The 15193-nt window shown below is 73.9% G+C and carries 16 protein-coding genes; 11 read left to right on the forward strand and 5 right to left on the reverse strand.

The annotated features are described in order from the left end of the window. Positions 1–26: 26 nt before the first annotated feature. From IFT45_RS14340 to IFT45_RS14355, 4 genes are read right to left on the reverse strand one after another with little or no spacing between them, the layout of a single operon-like run. Positions 27–431, reverse strand: coding sequence for a flagellar assembly protein FliW (locus tag IFT45_RS14340; protein WP_197981519.1), 405 nt, complete (start codon positions 429–431; stop codon positions 27–29). Then, the gene (locus IFT45_RS14345) at positions 428–1315 is read right to left on the reverse strand and encodes a flagellin (protein ID WP_192128979.1); all 888 of its coding nucleotides are present in this window, start codon (positions 1313–1315) and stop codon (positions 428–430) included. Before IFT45_RS14345 ends, IFT45_RS14340 begins: the two co-directional genes overlap by 4 nt. Before the next feature lie 5 nt (positions 1316–1320). Further along, positions 1321–2751, reverse strand: a complete 1431-nt coding sequence (gene flgK / locus IFT45_RS14350) for a flagellar hook-associated protein FlgK (RefSeq protein ID WP_192128981.1) — start codon at positions 2749–2751, stop codon at positions 1321–1323. A 2-nt stretch (positions 2752–2753) separates the two neighbouring features. Continuing rightward, on the reverse strand, positions 2754–3284 hold the full coding sequence (locus tag IFT45_RS14355; protein WP_056057542.1) for a flagellar protein FlgN: 531 nt from the start codon (positions 3282–3284) through the stop codon (positions 2754–2756). A 481-nt stretch (positions 3285–3765) separates the two neighbouring features. On the opposite strand from IFT45_RS14355, the gene IFT45_RS14360 reads away from it, so the two are divergent. The 5 genes from IFT45_RS14360 to IFT45_RS14380 all read left to right on the forward strand — a co-directional run bounded on the left by IFT45_RS14360 (position 3766) and on the right by IFT45_RS14380 (position 8462). Then, entirely contained in the window at positions 3766–4596 is an 831-nt protein-coding gene (locus IFT45_RS14360; RefSeq protein ID WP_056057539.1) for a sigma-70 family RNA polymerase sigma factor, read from the forward strand. A 118-nt stretch (positions 4597–4714) separates the two neighbouring features. Then, on the forward strand, positions 4715–5908 hold the full coding sequence (locus IFT45_RS14365; protein WP_192046732.1) for a flagellin: 1194 nt from the start codon (positions 4715–4717) through the stop codon (positions 5906–5908). A 202-nt stretch (positions 5909–6110) separates the two neighbouring features. Continuing rightward, complete coding sequence (gene fliD / locus IFT45_RS14370) at positions 6111–7505, forward strand: flagellar filament capping protein FliD (protein WP_192046731.1); 1395 nt, start codon at positions 6111–6113, stop codon at positions 7503–7505. Positions 7506–7507: 2 nt separating this feature from the next. Beyond that, positions 7508–8101, forward strand: coding sequence for a flagellar export chaperone FliS (gene fliS, locus IFT45_RS14375; protein WP_082514615.1), 594 nt, complete (start codon positions 7508–7510; stop codon positions 8099–8101). After that, on the forward strand, positions 8091–8462 hold the full coding sequence (locus IFT45_RS14380; protein ID WP_192128983.1) for a hypothetical protein: 372 nt from the start codon (positions 8091–8093) through the stop codon (positions 8460–8462). Before fliS ends, IFT45_RS14380 begins: the two co-directional genes overlap by 11 nt. 105 nt (positions 8463–8567) lie before the next feature. Here the strand turns inward: IFT45_RS14380 and IFT45_RS14385 are convergent, their stop codons facing one another. Beyond that, positions 8568–10070, reverse strand: a complete 1503-nt coding sequence (locus IFT45_RS14385) for a CitMHS family transporter (protein ID WP_192128985.1) — start codon at positions 10068–10070, stop codon at positions 8568–8570. A gap of 212 nt (positions 10071–10282) precedes the next feature. On the opposite strand from IFT45_RS14385, the gene IFT45_RS14390 reads away from it, so the two are divergent. The 6 genes from IFT45_RS14390 to fliF all read left to right on the forward strand — a co-directional run. Continuing rightward, positions 10283–12133 carry an ATP-binding protein gene (locus tag IFT45_RS14390; protein ID WP_192128987.1) on the forward strand — a complete coding sequence of 617 codons (1851 nt, stop codon included), beginning with the start codon at positions 10283–10285 and terminating at the stop codon, positions 12131–12133. Beyond that, positions 12130–12849, forward strand: coding sequence for a response regulator (locus IFT45_RS14395; RefSeq protein WP_255465061.1), 720 nt, complete (start codon positions 12130–12132; stop codon positions 12847–12849). Before IFT45_RS14390 ends, IFT45_RS14395 begins: the two co-directional genes overlap by 4 nt. A gap of 228 nt (positions 12850–13077) precedes the next feature. Next, positions 13078–13422, forward strand: a complete 345-nt coding sequence (flgB, locus tag IFT45_RS14400) for a flagellar basal body rod protein FlgB (RefSeq protein WP_056057519.1) — start codon at positions 13078–13080, stop codon at positions 13420–13422. Then, complete coding sequence (locus IFT45_RS14405; RefSeq protein WP_056057516.1) at positions 13422–13817, forward strand: flagellar basal body rod protein FlgC; 396 nt, start codon at positions 13422–13424, stop codon at positions 13815–13817. The genes flgB and IFT45_RS14405 overlap by 1 nt, the downstream gene beginning before the upstream one ends. Continuing rightward, a complete protein-coding gene (gene fliE / locus IFT45_RS14410) occupies positions 13817–14182 on the forward strand; it encodes a flagellar hook-basal body complex protein FliE (RefSeq protein ID WP_056057513.1) in 366 nt (121 codons plus the stop codon). The genes IFT45_RS14405 and fliE overlap by 1 nt, the downstream gene beginning before the upstream one ends. Next, on the forward strand, positions 14182–15193 hold a 1012-nt coding region (fliF, locus tag IFT45_RS14415; RefSeq protein WP_192128990.1), incomplete at its 3' end, for a flagellar basal-body MS-ring/collar protein FliF. The genes fliE and fliF, both read left to right, overlap by 1 nt.

The following is a 15193-nucleotide window of genomic DNA, read 5'->3' on the forward strand; positions in this document are numbered from 1 at the left end:
CGGCCCGCCCACGGGCGGCGGCGTCGTCAGCGCGCGGCGAGCTCCGCGCGCAGCGGCCAGTCCTGGCCCTCGAGGATGAGCTGGGCGCCCGATCCCGTGCGGCCGTTGACGACGACCGGGGCGAGCAGGTTGACGGTCATGCCCGTCTCGGCCGGCGTCGCGACGACGAGCAGCAGGGCCTCGTCGGCCGAGCGGAGGTCGAGGGCGGTCGTCTGCTCGTCGGTCAGCACCGGCGAGTAGTCGGGCAGGTGCACGGCCGCGTCGAGCACGAACAGGCGCACGGAGGCGTCGACCTCGCTCGTCGCGGGGTCGACGGCGCGGAGGGCGTAGAGCCCGACGGCCCCGTCGATCTCGTCGAGCACGAAGTCGACGGCCGGCTCGAGCCCGAAGGGAGGCGCGGTGAAGGTCACCGTCGTCGTCACGGCGCTCATCGGAGGAAGTCCATCAGCGACGTCTGCAGCACCTTGGCCGTGACCGCGAGGGCCGCCTGGTACGAGTTGTCCTGGAGCTTGAGGTCGAGCACGGCCCGCCCCAGGTCGAGGTCCTCGAGGCCGGAGCGCTGGGCCTCCAGCGTGACGGAGGTGTCCATGAGTGTGTCCTGCGCTCTCAGCAGCTGGGAATGGCGGGCGCCGATGTCCGACTGGACGCCGCGCAGCGCGCTGACGCGGGTGTCGATGGCGGTGAGGTGGCCGGCGATGCCGGTGGTGCCGGCCCGGAGGTCGGTGGCGATGCGGTCGAGGAGGGCGAAGACCGAGTCGTCGCCGGAGCCGAACGCGGCGGCGCCGTCGGCGTCGACCCGGACGGTGGTCTCGGGGCCGACGCGGCGGGTGACCGCGGCGCCCGCGACGCCGGTGAAGGCGGCGTCGGGCCGGAACGCGACCCCCGCGTCGGAGGTGCCGGCGAAGACGCTGCGGCCGGCGTAGCTGGCGTTGGCGTCGGCGAGCAGGTCGGCACGGAGGCCGCTGATCTCGGTCGCGATGGCGTTCCGGGCGTCCTGGGAGAGCGCCCCCTCGTTGGCGCCCTGCACGGTCAGCTGCCGCACCTTGGCGAGCACGGAGTCGGCGGCGGTGAGGGCGCTGTCGGCGGTGTTCAGCCAGCCGGAGCCGTCGTCGACGTTGCGGCTGTGCTGGGCGGCGGCCGACTGGAGGGCCTTGACGCGCAGGGCCTCGGCGGTGCCGGTGGGGTCGTCGGAGGGCACGGAGATCGCCTTGAGGCTCGACGCCCTGTCCTGCATCTGGGCGAGGCGGGTGGCCCCGGCCTGCAGGTGCTCCTGCGACCGCAGCGCGGTCATCTGGTTCGTCACACGGGTCAGCATCGCCCCTACCTCCCGACCCGGCCCATGCCGTTGATCAGCGTGTCGAGCATCTCGTCGATGGCGGTCATCACTCGGGCGGCTCCCTGGTAGGCGTGCTGGTAGCTGAGCAGGTTCACGTTCTCCTCGTCGAGGCTGACGCCGGCGCCGCTGAGCTGGCGCGACTTCGCCGACGTCGCGGCGAGGTCGGTCAGCGTCGACTGCGCCGACTCGGTCTGCGACGCGGCGCCGACGCCGGCGACGATCGTCGACCAGGTGCGGTCGGGCGAGCCGGTGCCCACGCCGACCTGCGAGACCGCCTGGGCGATCGAGCCGTCGAGCGCGCCGCCGGTGGCCGAGCGCGAGGCGATGGTCGCGGCGCTGGTCGGCAGCACGGTGAGTCCGCGCGCCGCGGAGACGCCCGCGGTCTGGCCGAAGAAGGCGCCGCCGGGCGAGCCGTCGGCCGTGACGCCCGTGGCGTGCACGGCGTTGACCTGGGTCGCGAGCTGGGTGGCGAGGGCGTCGTACGACGCCGCGGCCTGGGCGATGGCTCCGCCGCGGCCGTCGGCGGCGGCCGGGGCGAGCAGCGAGACGGCGCCCGCGAGGCTGCCGCCGTCGAGGGCGATCGCGTCGTCGGGGCGGTGGCTCCAGGCGAGGCCCACGGCTGCGCCGCCCACGGCCGTCGTCATCGAGTGCTCCCCGGTGACGACGATGCTGCGGGCGGTCGTGCCGCTGACGAGCGCGTTGCCGCCGAGGAGCACGTCGACCGTGCCGTCGCCCGCGTCGCGGACGGTGCCGCCGGCGAGCGAGGCGATCTTCTCGGTGAGGCGCGAGCGGGCGTCGATCATCTCGTTCGCGCTGACGCCCTGCTGGGTGGCGGTGCGGATCCGGTCGTTGAGGTCGGCGACCTGGGTCGCGGCGCTGTTGATCTGCCCGGCGAGCGAGTCGGCCTGGCCGCGCACGGCGGTCCACTGGTCGTCGACGGCCTTCCAGCCGCTGGCGATGCTGCCGGCCAGGGTGGTCGCCTGCCCGAGCAGCACGGCCGCGGGGCCGGTCTCGCCGGGGTGGTTGCCGAGGTCGCTCCAGGCGTTCCAGAACTGGCCGAGCTGGGCGGCGATGCCCGTCTTGCTGGGCTCTCCGAGCGACTCCTCGAGGGTCGACAGGGCCGTGGCGCGCACCGACTGGTAGCCAGCGGCGGCGGCGGTGCCGCGCACCTGGCCGTCGACCACCTGGTCGCCGAGGCGGGCGATCGCGTCGACCGAGACGCCCTGGCCGGCGACGACGCCGGAGCTGTAGAGCCCCACGCGGGCCGGGGCCTCCACCGATGACTGCCCCACGCGCTGGCGGGTGTAGCCCTCGGTGTTGACGTTGGCGATGTTCTGGCCGGTGACGTCGAGCCCGGTGCGGGCGGCGACGAGGCCGGTGTAGGCGGTGCTGAGCCCGCCGAAGGTGCTGGCCACGGTCACAGCCTCCCGTCGAAGAGGTGCCCGCCGGAGGCGGTGGTCGCGCTGGCCGGACCGCCGCGGCGACCGGGGGCGCCGGCCCCGACGGAGCCGCTCGCGTCGTAGATGCTGCCGGCGGCGGCGTCGGCCGCCGTGGCGAGGGTCTCCTGCGTGGCCCGGGCGGCGGCGCGGAGGAAGCGCTCGTTCTCGTCCCGCAGCTGCGCGATGCGCGCGGTGAGGTCGGTCATGGAGCGGAGGTGGGCCGTGAAGATCTCGCCCCAGGGGCCTGCGGGAGCCGCGGCGATGATGTCGCGCAGGGGCGCCTCCTCGTCGGTGCCCCACTCCTGGGCGACGCTCGAGACCTCGACGCTGCGGGCGAGCCCCGCCTCGCGGAGCCGGTCGAGCACCTGCTCGACCTCGCGCGTGGCGTGGTCGACCCAGCGGGTGCGGCCCGCGGTGAGCAGCAGCTGCTCCTCCTCGAGCTTGAAGGTGAGCAGCTCGAGGAGCTCGCGCTCTCGCCAGAGCAGAGCGGACAGCTCGTTCGCTCCCATGTCGGTCTCCTGTGGTCGGGTGTGGTCGAGGAGCGGTGACGTCCTCTTCAGCGGGGACTATCGGCGCACCCCGGCGGAGCGTTAGGCACACGGCCGGACGATGTCGTGCGGTCGGCCCTACAGGGTCGGCGGGGGTCGGCGGAAGGGGCGTTCCACCCCAGCTCGGGGGGCACCTCCGGCGAGGCCCCCCCCGGAGACGTGACAGGCGCGCCCCCGCTCTGGGGACAGCGCGGCCCCCACCCGCCCCCCGCGCGTCGATAGCGTTGCTGGTGCACGGCGGGCCACATCGACACGCCGGGCCACGGACTCGATCCGGGGCCTGCAGCACCGCCCGCCCCACCTCGTACCACCACCGCCGCGCCCCTCACGGGGCAGGCAGCGTGACGGATCGAGACAGCCCTGATCAGAGGGCTGTTCGTCGCGCCCTGGAACACCTCGGACGTGCCTGCCCCCGCAGGCCCCTCTTGCTGGGAGCAAGTGAATGAACCGCACCGACCGCGCCACCCGCGACGCCCTCGTCGTCGAGAACCTGCCCCTCGTCGGCTACCTCGTCTCCGAGGTCTGCTCACGGGCCACGCACCTCTCGCGCGACGACCTCGCCAGCGTCGGCGCCGTCGCCCTGGTCCAGGCCGCCGAGGCCTTCGACCCCACGCTCGGCATCCCGTTCGGCGCCTACGCCCGCACCCGCGTCGTCGGCGCGTTCGCCGACGACATGCGCTCGGGCGACTGGGCGAGCCGGGGCACCCGCAAGCGCATCAAGGAGACCCTGGCCGTGCAGGAGGCGCTGAGCGCGTCCCTGGGGCGCGCCCCCTCGGTCGACGAGATCGCCGGTGCCCTCGGGGTCGACCGCCAGACCGCGACCGCGGCCCTCACCGACGCGGCGCGGACCGTCTCGAGCCTCGACGACACCGTCGCCGACCACCTCGCCGCCGATGTGCCCCTGCCCGGCGAGCAGCTGCTCGCCGCCGAGCGCAGCCGGTACGTGCGCGCCGCCGTCGAGGCGCTGCCCGAGCGCATGCGCCTCATCGTCGAGGGCGTCTACTTCGGCGACCGCACGGTCACCGAGATCGCCGACGAGCTCGGCATCACCCACAGCGCCGTCTCGCAGCAGCGCACCGAGGCCGTCCGCCTGCTGCGCGACGCCCTGGCGGCGCACTACGCCGACGACGAGGCGGCCGAGTTCGTGCCGGTCTCGAAGACCGCGCCGGCGCGCCGCAGCGCCTACCTGTCGCGCGTCGCCACCAACGCCGCCGTCGGCATCGCCCGCGCCATGCGCGAGCCCGCCGCGGACGGCTTCAGCGCCGCCGTCTAGGCGGGCCCCAGAAAACTTCCGGAGGTCGCTAACGACCACCGGCAGCCGGCCGACAGTAGCCGGTGTCAGCCCACGGACGGGCTGACGAACACCACCCAGTCACGGAAGAGGAAACACCATGGGCATGCAGATCAACACCAACCTCGCTGCGAACAACACGTACCGCAACCTGAACGCCACGCAGAACGACCTGTCGAAGAGCCTCGAGAAGCTCTCGTCGGGCCTCCGCATCAACCGTGCCGCTGACGACGCGGCCGGCCTCTCGATCTCCGAGGGCCTGCGCTCGCAGGTCGGCGGACTGACGGTGGCCGCGCGCAACGCCCAGGACGGCATCTCCGTCGTCCAGACCGCTGAGGGTGGCCTCACCGAGACCCACTCGATCCTGCAGCGCATGCGCGACCTCGCCGTCCAGGCCGGCAACGACTCGAACAACGCCGACTCGCGCAAGGCGATCACGACCGAGGTCGGGGCCCTCCAGAAGGAGCTGACGCGCATCTCGGCGTCGACGAACTTCAACGGCACCAACCTGCTCGACGGCAGCAACACCGCCCTCAAGTTCCAGGTCGGCGCCAACAGCGGTGCGGACAGCCAGATCACGGTCGACCTGTCGAAGGCGAACGTCTCGGCGATCGCCAACAACATCGCGGGCGGCAACCTGACCACGACGGGCACGAAGTTCGCCATCGCCGACGTCGCCGACCTGACGACCGCCTCGGCCTCGTTCACGTCGACCAAGGGCGGCGTCAGCACCACCGTCGCCACCGGTGTCCTCAAGGACACGGCTGACGGCTCGGCGGCCAAGTTCCAGAGCGTCGACGAGTACGCGACGGCACTGCGTTCGGACGCTGCCTTCAGCGCCAACTTCACCGTGTCGGTCAACAAGGACGCCAACGGCGCCGGCGTCGGCATCACGGTGTCGGCGATCGACGGCGGAACCCTCACCACGGCCGCCAACGCGACCGCGGGTGCGGGCCTCGGTGCCGGCGCTGCCGGTACCGCCGTCTCCGGTGGGGTCCAGTTCGACACGGCCGACAACGCCCAGGCCTCCATCAAGCTGATCGACGCCCAGATCCAGACGGTCTCCACGGCCCGTTCGGAGCTCGGTGCCGTGCAGAACCGCTTCGAGCACGCCATCAACGTGACGAACGTGGCGAAGGAGAACCTGACCGCGGCCGAGTCGCGCATCCGCGACACCGACATGGCGCAGGAGATGGTCAAGTACACCCGCTCGAACATCCTGAGCCAGGCCGGCACCGCGATGCTCGCGCAGGCGAACCAGAGCACCCAGGGCGTCCTGTCGCTCCTCCGCTAGTCGGCGGGCGACACGGTCGCCGACTCGTCGGCGACCGGCACGACGCCTGATCCCAGCGGGCGCCGAGCACCACCCTGGTCGGGTGCGTGACCGGTGCGCGACGGGGGAGCAGCTGATCCTCTCCCCCCGAGCGCGCCGATCACGCACCCGACGCTCTCCACCCCGCCCCACCCGCCCGATCCCCACCGCGAGAGGCACCACCATGGCGAACCTCGGCATCGACGGCCTCGCGAGCGGCCTCGACACCACGTCGCTGATCAACTCGCTGATGTCGATCGAGGCGACGCCCCAGACGCTCCTGAAGAACAAGGTCACCGCGGCCAACTCGTTCGTCACGTCGATGCAGACGCTGAACGCCCAGGTCGCCGCCCTCGCGACCACGGCCACGACCGCCGCGAAGCCCGGCTCGATCGACCTCTTCACCGCCACGAGCAGCTCGACCGCCGTCACCGCGAAGGCCGCGGCCGGCGCCGCCTCGGGCAGCATCGAGTTCACCGTCGGCGCCACGGCGCAGGCGAAGACCGCGGTCACGGCCGCGATGACCGCCTGGCCCACGAGCCCGGCGACCCTGACCTTCACCTCGAGCGCCGGGACGCAGACCGAGGTGACCGCCGCCTCCTCGTCCCTCGACGACGTCGTGAAGGCCGTCAACGACTCCGCCGCCGGCGTCAAGGCCGTGAAGGTGCCCGTCGGCAAGGACGCGTCCGGCGCCGCCGTCTACCGGCTGCAGCTCACCTCGGCCACCTCGGGCGCGACCGGCGACTTCGCCGTGCACCGCGGCACCGCGGCCGAGACGACGGCCGGCACCGCCCCCGACCTCCTCGCCGAGCCCGGCGCCGCCGTCGTCAAGACGGCGCGCGACGCCTCGCTGACCCTCTACGCGGGCACCGCCGCCGAGCAGGTGGTGACCAGCGCCTCCAACACGTTCAGCGACCTGCTGCCCGGCGTCTCCGTCGACGTGACCGCCGCCGCCGTCGGGGCCACCGCCCCGGTCACGATCACGATCGGACGCGACGCGACCGCCGCCGGCAAGGTCGCCTCGGGGCTCGTCTCGAGCCTCACGGCCGTGCTCGGCGCGATCACCGCCGGCCAGGCCACCACGTCGACGACGGGCGCGACCGGCAACACCACCGTCAAGGGCGGGGCCTACACCGGCGAGTCGTCGGTCCGGGCCGTGCAGCAGGCGCTCCAGTCGGCGGCCTCGCAGCCGATCGGCGGCAAGTCGCCCTCGACGATCGGCGTCGTGATCCAGAAGGACGGTTCGTTCTCGTACGACGCCGACAAGTTCTCCGCGGCGCTCGCCGCCGACCCCGTCGGCACCCAGTCGATGCTGAGCGCGCTGGCCGACCGCATCGCGAAGGCCGCGAGCAGCGCCTCCGACAAGGCCTCGGGCACGCTCACGACCGTGATCACCGGCCAGCAGTCGGTCGTCAAGGACCTCGGCGGCCGCATCGCCGACTGGGACCTCCGGCTCGCCACCCGCCGCGCGACCCTGCAGACGGTGTACTCGAACCTCGAGGTCACGCTCAGCAACCTCAACTCGCAGTCGACCTGGCTCAGCAGCCAGGTCGCCTCCCTCACCGCCCAGACGAAGTGACCATGGACGCCTCCTCCTTCGCGGCCTTCGCCGCCGCCCCCCGGCCCACCGCCGTCGCGCAGCGCCAGCGTGCCCAGTACAACGCCGAGGCGGTGCTCTCGGCGACGCCCGTGCAGCTCGTCACGATGCTCTACGACCGCCTCATGCTCGACCTCGGCCGCGCCGAGGCGGCGCAGCTCGTCGCCGACTGGGGCACCGCCGCCGAGCAGCTGCTGCACGCGCAGGCGATCGTCGCCGAGCTGTCGTCGTCGCTCAAGGTCGACGTCTGGGACGGCGGCGAGGGGCTGCTCGCGCTCTACGGCTACACCTCGACCGCGCTCGTCAACGCGAACGTGCACCACGACGTCGAGCTGACCCGCGAGGTCGTCGGCCTGCTCGACCCGCTCCGCCAGGCCTGGCACGACGCCGCGGCGTCGCTGCAGGCCGGAGGCGCGGCGGGCGTCCCGCTGCCGGCTCCCGCCTCGCCGGGCGCCGCGGTGCCCGGGGCCGGCCTGCCGCAGCCGGCGGGGGTCGCCGCGTTCGGCAGCGCCACCTCCGGCTACGGCGCCACCATCGCCTCCTCGTCGTCGCTCGGCGGAGCGCTCGGTGTCGCCTGACGCCACCGTGCTGCCCGCTGAGGCGTCGGCGGGAGTGACGGACACCGACGTGCTCGCGTACGCCGGGTGGGCCGCCGTCCTCGACGAGCTCGAGGCCCTCGCGCTGACCGTCGACGCGACCGGCGGGGCGGGCCTCGACGACTCGGCCCCGCGCCTCCTCTCGTGGACGCCGCCGACGGGCCTCGGGCCGCTGCCGGCGGAGCTCGCCGACCGCGCGGCCGCCGTCGCCGCAGCCCAGCGCGACGCCCTGGCCCAGGTCGACGACGCGCGCCTCGTCGTGCTGCGGCACCTCGACGTCGTGCGCACCGTCGAGGCCTCGCACCAGCCCGAGCGCCCGGTCTACCTCGACGCGACGGGCTGACGCGCCCTCGCTGCCACCCCCGCCCCCACGGCCGAGTGGTCACGAACTGCCCCTCCCGTCGCCGGGAGCAGCAGTCCGTGACCACTCGTGTCGGGTGCCGGCGCGTCAGCCCCAGGGGATGACGCCGACGACGACCGCGACGACGAGCATCACGACCGACACCACGGCCGCCCGCCAGAGCACCTTCTTGTGGTGGTCTCCGAGGTTGACGTTCGCGAGGCTGACGAGCAGCAGGATGGCCGGCACGAGCGGGCTCTGCAGGTGCACCGGCTGGCCGATCACCGACGCGCGGGCCATCTCGACGGGCTCGATGCCGAACGCGGAGGCGCTCTCGGCGAGCACGGGGAGGATGCCGAAGTAGAAGGCGTCGTTGCTCATGAAGAAGGTGAGCGGCAGGCTCAGCAGTCCCGTGATGACGGCGAGGTACGGCCCCATCGCGTCGGGGATGACGTCGACGAGCCAGTCGGCCATGGCGCTGACCATGCCGGTGCCGTTCAGCACGCCGATCAGCACGGCCGCGGCGAAGACCATCGAGACGACGCCGACGATGCTCGGTGCGTGGGCGACGATCTCGGCCGTCTGCTGCTTCACCTTCGGGAAGTTGACGAGCAGCGCGATCGCCGAGCCGACCATGAAGACGTAGGCGAGCGGGAAGAGGTCGAGCACGAGCAGCACCATCACGGCGACGGTCAGCACGAGGTTGAACCAGATCAGCCCCGGGCGCAGCGTCTCGCGGGTCGGGTCGAGCATGGTGTCGGCCATCGTGCCGACGCCGGGGGTGCCGTTCTCCGACAGACCCGTGCCGGGGTCGTCGACGGCGCGCTCGCCGGGGGCGTCGGCCCGTGACCCGTCGGCGCGGCCGCCGCGCAGCCCGAGGGCCACGGTCGGGCTGGTGAACATCGACACGCCGCGGCCCTCGGCGACGCCGGCCCCGGCGTTCGCCATCGCCTTCGAGAGGGGCACGGCGACGGCCGCGGTGTCGAGCGAGACGCTGCCGCCGAGGCGCTTGCGCTCACGCAGCCCGAGCAGCCAGGCGAAGGCGAACGCGATGACCAGGCCGGCGACGAGCGACGGCACGAGGGGCACGAAGATCTCCGACGGCGAGACGTTGAGCGCCGCCGCGGCGCGGACGGTCGGCCCGCCCCAGGGCACGATGTTCAGCGTGCCGTTGATCAGGCCGGCGACGCAGGTCAGCACCACCGGGCTCATGCCGAGCCGCAGGTAGATCGGCAGCATGGCCGCCGTCGTCACGATGAAGGTGGTCGAGCCGTCGCCGTCGAGCGAGACGGCGCCCGCCAGCAGGGCGGTGCCGAGCACGACCTTCGCGGGGTCGTTGCCGGTCGCGCGGAGGATGAGCCGCACCAGCGGGTCGAACAGGCCGACGTCGATCATCAGCCCGAAGTACATGATCGCGAACATCAGCAGGGCCGCTGTCGGGGCGAGGTCGCCGACCGCCTCGATCACCATGTCGCCGATGCCGAGCCCCGCGCCGGCGAAGAGGCCGAAGATCGTCGGGACCATGATCAGCGCCAGCATCGGCGAGAGCCGCTTCGTCATGATCAGCACCATGAAGGTGAGGATCATCAGATAGCCGAGCAGTACGAGCATCGGGACTCCTTCGTCCGTGAGCGTGTCGGTGGGCCGGCCCGACGTGACCGCCCCCGAGGGGGCAGGCCGGTCGGGTGCGCGGCGCGTCCGGGCACGCTAGCGGCCAGGTCGGAGGCGCGTCGCGCTTCTGCGCGTTGGAGCCGTTCCGCACGTTGTCGGCGTTCTGCTCGTTCTGCTCACGCGCCTCCCCGGCCCCGGTTACGCTGACGCTCGTGACCGACGACAGCTCACCCCGGAGCGCCCGCGCCCGACCGCCGCGGCCGCGGCGCCGGTTCGCGACCGAGGTGCTGCTGCTGCAGTTGGCCGTCGTCACCGCCGTCGTGCTGCTCACGACGGCCGTCTTCGTCGGCGTCGCCGTGCAGCGCCTGGCCCACGAGGCCGAGTCGACCGCCCTCGCCGTCGCGCAGAGCGTCGCGGCCGACGGCGACGTGCGCCGCGAGGTCGCCGCCCTCAGCGTCGACGGCACCGCCCTGGACGAGGAGGCGCTCGCCGAGGGCCCGCTGCAGCTCACGGCCTCGTCGGTGCAGCAGCGCACCGGCGCGCTCTTCGTCGTCGTCACCGACGACCGCGGCGTCCGCCTCGCCCACCCCGAGCCCGACCGCATCGGCGAGCGCGTCAGCACGAGCCCCGACGCGGCGCTCCGCGGCGAGGAGACGGTGTCGTGGGAGCGCGGCACGCTCGGCGACTCCGCCCGCGCGAAGGTGCCGGTCTTCGCCCCCGACGCGGCCTCCGGCGAGCGCCCCGTCGTCGTCGGCGAGGTCAGCGTCGGCTACGCGCCCGCCCGCGTCTACGACACCGTCGCGCGCGACTCCCTGCCGGTGGTCGGCGTCGCGGCCCTCGCGCTCCTGCTCGGCGTGGTCGCGTCGGTGCTCATCCGCCGTCGCCTCGACCGCCTGACGCTGGGCCTCCAGCCCGACGACCTCGCGACCCTGGTGCAGAACCAGCAGGCCGTGCTCGGCGGCGTGGGGGAGGGGGTGCTCGCGGTCGACCGGGAGGGCCGCGTCAGCGTCTGCAACGAGCAGGCGGCGCAGCTGCTGGCGCTCGGCTCGGCGGGCGACGACGTCGTGGGGCGCGCGCTCGCGGAGCTGGAGCTGCCGGGGGAGCTGGCCGACCTGCTCGACCCGGCCCGCGCCTCCTCGGGGTCGCCCTCGGCGGGGCCGGCCGGGCCCGCGGGCACGACGCTGGTCGTCGGCCCCCGGGTGCTCATCGTCGACGTGCGTCCGGTGGCCCGCGAGGGCGTCGACCTGGGCCGCGTCGCCGTGCTGCGCGACCGCACGGCCGTCGAGGCGCTGACCCGGCGGCTCGACGCGGTGGGCGCGATGACGACGGCGCTGCGCGCGCAGCGCCACGAGTTCGCGAACCGGCTGCACGCCGTCGCCGGCCTGCTCGAGATCGGGCGGGTGGAGCAGGCGAAGGGCTACCTCGCCGACGTGCTCGAGCACGGGCCGCTGCGCTACCCGGTGAAGCACGCCGACCGGCTCGCCGAGCCGTACCTCCAGGCGTTCGTCGGCGCCAAGGGCGTCGAGGCGGCGGAGCGGGGCGTGCTGCTGCAGCTCGGCCCCGAGACGCTCGTCGCGGGGCAGGTGGTCGAGGCGGGAGACGTGACGACGGTGCTCGGCAACCTGATCGACAACGCGGTGCGCGCCGCCGTCGCGGGCCGCACGACGCCGGCCTGGGTGGAGGTCGAGCTGCTCGACGACGGCCCCGACCTGCACCTCTCGGTGATGGACTCCGGCGACGGGGTCGCGCGCCCCGAGCGGCTCTTCGAGCGCCGCCGCGACGTGCCCCGCCCGTCGCAGGCCGACGACGGCGAGCCCGGGGGAGGCGCGGGGCACGACCCGGTGCACGGCCTCGGCTTCGGGCTGCCCCTGTCGCGCGACACCGCGCGTCGCCGCGGCGGCGACGTGTGGCTCGGCTCGCCCGGCGGCGACGGCCACGGCGCCGTGTTCTGCGCCCGGCTCGTCGGCGCGGTGCAGCCCGCCGGCGCGGTGCCGCCCGTCGGCGCGGTGCCGCCCGCCCCCGGCCTCCCCGGCCGCCCCGACCCCTCCAGGAGCACCTCGTGACCGCCACGCCCGCCTCCCCGCTGACCGTGCTCGTCGTCGACGACGACTTCTGGGTCGCCGACGTGCACCGCGCGCGGGTCGACGCGCAGGACGGCTTCCGGGCCCTGCCCCCGGTCGGCACGGTCGCGGCCGCCCGCCGGGCGCTGGCCGAGCAGCCGGTCGACCTCGTGCTGCTCGACCTCTACCTGCCCGACGGCAGCGGGCTCGACCTGCTGCGCGAGCTCGACGTCGACGCTTTCGTGCTCAGCGCGGCCTCCGACCCGTCGACGGTGCGCACCGCCCTCCGCCGCGGGGCGCTCGCCTACCTCATCAAGCCCTTCGCGGCCGAGCTGCTCGACGAACGGCTGCGGGCCTACCGGCGCTTCGAGCACGTGCTCGACGACCACGGGCCCGAGCAGGGCGGCGGCGCGGCCGGCCGGGGCGCCGGCGAGCGCGGCGGCGTCGACCAGGAGGCGGTCGAGCGCGCGCAGCGCATCCTGCACTCCGGCGACGCGCGGGCGTCGTCGCGGTCGCGCTCGGCGACGGAGCAGGCCGTGCTGGAGGCGGTGGTCGCGTCCGCCGCCGAGCTCAGCGCCGCCGAGGTCGCCGACCAGGTCGGGGTCAGCCGGGCGACCGCCCAGCGGTACCTGGCCTCGCTCGCCGCCGACGGCCACCTCGCCATGCAGCTCCGCTACGGGTCGGCCGGCCGGCCCGAGCACCGCTACCTCCGCGCCTGAGGCGGGTGTCGACGCGAGCAGGCCTCGGTCGCAGGCTCCCTCGGGACTGGCGTCGCGGGATCGCTCCGCGATCCTCTGAGCTCCAGCGTCCCCCCACTCCGGGGGCGTGCACTTACGTGCCCCGGCGCCGCGCCGATAGAGCGCCCTGAGCACGGATCGCTCGACACCCCGGCCACGGATCGGCCCCTCGTCTCCCTGACACGGAGACACGAGACCCCTGGAACGTGCATGCCCCTCGAATCCGTGACCCAGGCCGCCCTGCAGAGCGCCCTCGACGGCCTCTCGCTGCGCCAGAAGACCATCGCCGCCAACATCGCGAACGTGAACACCCCCGGCTACCAGGCCAAGCGGGTGGCGTTCGAGGAGGCCCTCGGCCGTTCCGTCTCGCAGGGCAGCGGGGCCGTCGGCGCGACCACGAGCCGGTCGCTTGAGCCGACGCGGCTCGACGGCAACAACGTCAACCTCGACACCGAGACGCTCTCGAACGTCGACACGGTGCTCCGGTACCAGTTCGCCACGCAGGCGATGAACTCCGAGCTGACGGCCGTCCGCGCCGCGTTCCGGACCAACTGATGCCCGCCTTCGACGCGATCGGCATCGCGAGCACCGGCCTCACCGTCCACCGCAAGTGGCTCGACGCCGTCTCCGACAACATCGCCAACGTCAACACCGTCAAGTCGATGGACGACACCGCCTTCCAGGCCCGCTACGTCGAGGTGCAGGAGGGCGCCGGCACCTCCGGCGTCTTCGTCCGTGCCGACCGCTACGGCAGCGAGGCCGGCCGCGTCACGTACCTCCCCGACCACCCCCTGGCCGACGCCGAGGGCTACGTCCGGATGCCCGACATCGACCTCGGCGCCCAGATGGGCGACCTGATCATGGCGCAGCGCGGCTACCAGGCCAACGCCGCTGTCGTCGACCGTGCCAAGACGGCCTACGAGGCCGCACTACAGATCGGACGTGGCTGATGCCTGTCGCAGGGATCCCGGCTCTCGGAGCCGTTCAGCCGACCGGCTACGCCGACGTGTCGTCGCTGATGCAGGCGGGAGGCGCGGGCGGGGCCGGCGGCGTCGCCGACGTGACCGGCGTGGCCGGGGCGCCCACCGCCTCCGGCGCGACCTTCGGCGCGAGCATGGTCGGCGCCGTCGAGGGCCTCCAGCAGCTGCAGGGCGAGGCCAAGACCCTCGCCGTGAAGGCCGTCACGGGCGACCTCACCGACATCCACGACGCCACCATCGCCGCCACGCGCGCCCAGGTCACCCTCGAGCTGGTCAGCGCCGTCCGCAACAAGGCCGTCGACGCCTTCACCGAGATCATGAGGATGCAGGCCTGATGCCCACCGCACTGAAGGGCACGCTCGACAAGCTGCGCGCCACCCTGGCCGGCTTCTCGGTCGCCCAGAAGACCATCGTCGTCATCCTCGTCGCGGCCCTCGCGCTCGGCGCGTTCGCGCTGACGAGCTGGCTGACGAAGCCGACCTACACCCCGCTGTTCAGCGGCATCGACCCCGTCGACGCGAGCGCCATCGTCGAGCAGCTCAAGGCCGACGGCGTGCCGTACCAGCTGACGGCCGGCGGCCAGACGATCCTCGTGCCCGAGGAGAGCGTCTACCAGGAGCGCCTCACCGCGGCCGCGGCGGGGCTGCCGTCGACGAACGGCGAGGGCGGCTACTCGCTGCTCGACACCATGGGCGTCACCTCGTCGGAGTTCCAGCAGGACGTCACCTACAAGCGCGCCATCGAGGGCGAGCTCGCCAAGACGATCATGGCGATGAAGGGCGTGAAGACCGCGAGCGTGCAGCTCGCCGTGCCGGAGGAGAGCGTCTTCGTCTCCGAGCAGAAGGACCCGACGGCCTCCGTCTTCGTCGAGACGCAGGGCGGCGCGACGCTCACCGACCAGCAGGTGCAGGCGATCGTGAACCTGACCAGCGCCTCCGTCGAGGGCATGAAGACCACCGACGTCGCCGTCACCGACGCCTCCGGGGCCGTGCTGTCTCAGATCGGCACCGGGGCCGTGGGAGGCGCGGGCGACCAGGCGGGCGACTACGAGACCAAGGTCCAGTCGTCGGTGCAGGCGATGCTCGACAAGGTGGTGGGCGTCGGCAACTCGTCGGTCGTGGTCGCCGCCGACCTCGACCAGGACGCCGGCACCCGCGTCACCGAGTCGTTCTCGCAGCCCACCACGGGCCCGATCGCGCTCAGCGAGTCGAGCACCACGGAGCAGTACGGAGCGGGAGCCGCCGGGGCCGGCGGCACCGGCGCGACGGGCGTGCTCGGCCCCGACAACATCGCCGTGCCGAACAACACCGCGACCGCGGGCGGCACGGCCGCCGGCGGCGCCCCCC

The organism is Frigoribacterium sp. CFBP 13707, assembly GCF_014842245.1.
GTDB lineage: Bacteria > Actinomycetota > Actinomycetes > Actinomycetales > Microbacteriaceae > Frigoribacterium > Frigoribacterium endophyticum.

Excerpts from the sequence above, each read along its gene's own strand:
- IFT45_RS14340 (WP_197981519.1), bottom strand. The coding sequence starts at position 431 with ATGAGCGCCGTGACGACGACGGTGACCTTCACCGCGCCTCCCTTCGGG.
- IFT45_RS14345 (WP_192128979.1), bottom strand. The coding sequence starts at position 1,315 with ATGCTGACCCGTGTGACGAACCAGATGACCGCGCTGCGGTCGCAGGAG.
- IFT45_RS14355 (WP_056057542.1), bottom strand. The coding sequence starts at position 3,284 with ATGGGAGCGAACGAGCTGTCCGCTCTGCTCTGGCGAGAGCGCGAGCTC.
- IFT45_RS14360 (WP_056057539.1), top strand. The coding sequence starts at position 3,766 with ATGAACCGCACCGACCGCGCCACCCGCGACGCCCTCGTCGTCGAGAAC.
- IFT45_RS14365 (WP_192046732.1), top strand. The coding sequence starts at position 4,715 with ATGGGCATGCAGATCAACACCAACCTCGCTGCGAACAACACGTACCGC.
- fliD (WP_192046731.1), top strand. The coding sequence starts at position 6,111 with ATGGCGAACCTCGGCATCGACGGCCTCGCGAGCGGCCTCGACACCACG.
- fliS (WP_082514615.1), top strand. The coding sequence starts at position 7,508 with ATGGACGCCTCCTCCTTCGCGGCCTTCGCCGCCGCCCCCCGGCCCACC.
- IFT45_RS14385 (WP_192128985.1), bottom strand. The coding sequence starts at position 10,070 with ATGCTCGTACTGCTCGGCTATCTGATGATCCTCACCTTCATGGTGCTG.
- flgB (WP_056057519.1), top strand. The coding sequence starts at position 13,078 with ATGCCCCTCGAATCCGTGACCCAGGCCGCCCTGCAGAGCGCCCTCGAC.
- IFT45_RS14405 (WP_056057516.1), top strand. The coding sequence starts at position 13,422 with ATGCCCGCCTTCGACGCGATCGGCATCGCGAGCACCGGCCTCACCGTC.
- fliE (WP_056057513.1), top strand. The coding sequence starts at position 13,817 with ATGCCTGTCGCAGGGATCCCGGCTCTCGGAGCCGTTCAGCCGACCGGC.